The organism is Pseudomonas sp. 05T35 (assembly GCF_056396605.1).
On sequence record NZ_JBFTLU010000709.1, the window covers coordinates 1 to 1,441 of the forward strand.

The 1,441-nt window shown below is 54.5% G+C and carries 2 protein-coding genes and 1 pseudogene; all 3 read right to left on the reverse strand.

Going from position 1 to position 1,441, the window contains the following annotated elements:
- Nucleotides 1-207 (reverse strand): annotated as a pseudogene (locus AC1DH9_RS29095) (circularly permuted type 2 ATP-grasp protein); the annotation flags it as partial.
- 302 nt (nucleotides 208-509) lie between these two features.
- Complete coding sequence (locus tag AC1DH9_RS29100; protein ID WP_019689386.1) at nucleotides 510-851, reverse strand: ribonuclease E inhibitor RraB; 342 nt, start codon at nucleotides 849-851, stop codon at nucleotides 510-512.
- 211 nt (nucleotides 852-1,062) lie between these two features.
- On the reverse strand, nucleotides 1,063-1,299 hold the full coding sequence (locus AC1DH9_RS29105) for a hypothetical protein (protein WP_054593316.1): 237 nt from the start codon (nucleotides 1,297-1,299) through the stop codon (nucleotides 1,063-1,065).
- Nucleotides 1,300-1,441 lie beyond the last annotated feature (142 nt).

The window sequence follows — 1,441 nt, forward strand, 5'->3', positions numbered from 1 at the left end:
GTCGAAGGGAATCAGACGCTCTGTCCCCTGCTCATCACCATAGAGCGTGAAGGTTATCCCGGCACGATGAAATAACAGATCGGCCTCGCGTCGCCGTTGTGCCAAAAGCTCGTCAGGCGTTTCAGCTAACCAACGGGCGAACTCCCGATAGTGCGGACGGACCAAGCCGCCAGCGTCGTACATTTCATCAAAATAGGTGCGGATCATGCCGTACTCCTTGTCACCCGGACACCCAGACTTCGCAAGGCCCGTGCCAGCGGCATAAACGCTTAACTATCAATCGGTTGGCTAATCGTCGAAGACACGCCGCACCAATCCTGTGCAGCCAATGCCTCAACCTGTTCGTCCCTCGCTTCATTGCGAAGCAATGCTCATGGTCATTACCGGCATAGCCAGAGTTGGTTTCACGGCCTGTGCGCGGTTGCGATCCTTTGACTTCTCAATGTCCGAAAACGAAAACGGCCAACCCTGAGGTCAGCCGTTGCTGAGTGTTGTCGCTGTTCATAGTGTTATGCGAGTAGCCCTCGTACCTCCTGCTTGACGCCCCATCCTTCGATAATCCCACCCAAAGGCTCGACCACCGCCTCAAAGTCCTGCTCGAAGTCGCCGATGCCGCCATAAGTGGCGTACATCACCTTGCTCAACTCCAGATGCCAGGCACCGTCATCACGCACGCTGACCTGCGCATTCAAGGATTCACCGCGAAAATGCCCTGCCGCCCTGCGTGCCCGCTCCTCATCCGGGAAAATGGCGTAGAACTCGATGGGATGGAACCGTGAAAAGTCAAAACCGCCTTCTTTCATGCGGCGCAGCACACTGCTGCTGATGTCTTCTTGATAGGCTGTGCTCATGAAACGTCCTCCTCAAACTGATGGATAGACTTTCCGTACTCCCTGCGCCCGCAACCGAATGGTGAGGGCGATACGGCAATCAAATTGCCGCCGGGAAACAAGCATGTAGCTGACAAGACCAGACCTTAGCGATCCATTCGCTGATCTCGTTTGCAGAGTAGCCCCAAGTCAGAGTTGCTGCCAAGGCCTGTTTGCGAGTCGCATCAAGTGGTTATGCAATTGGCGTGATACTGAGAATTTCAATGCTGTTCTGATCTTTCAGGCTTTTGACCGTCGGGTCCTCGGTTCGCCCCTCCAGATCATTGAGATCGAGCTCGGCCGGAACAGGGAGGAGTTTTGAGCGAATCAATTGCGCGGCCCGCTCCATCGTGGGTTTTTGTTCGCAATCGAATTGCTCCACGGTCTGCACGCCGTGATCATCTACGAAGGTGACTTCCCACTTTTGCATCGGTGCCTCCTTGGTAAAACCCACAGATGGGCTTACAACATCTCGACCCCGAATACCGGAAAATCGTTCCTCCTGAATCCATCGGTTTGATATGAAAAAGGCCGCCGGTTGGCAGCCTCTTTGCCAAAAGCACGGTATTACT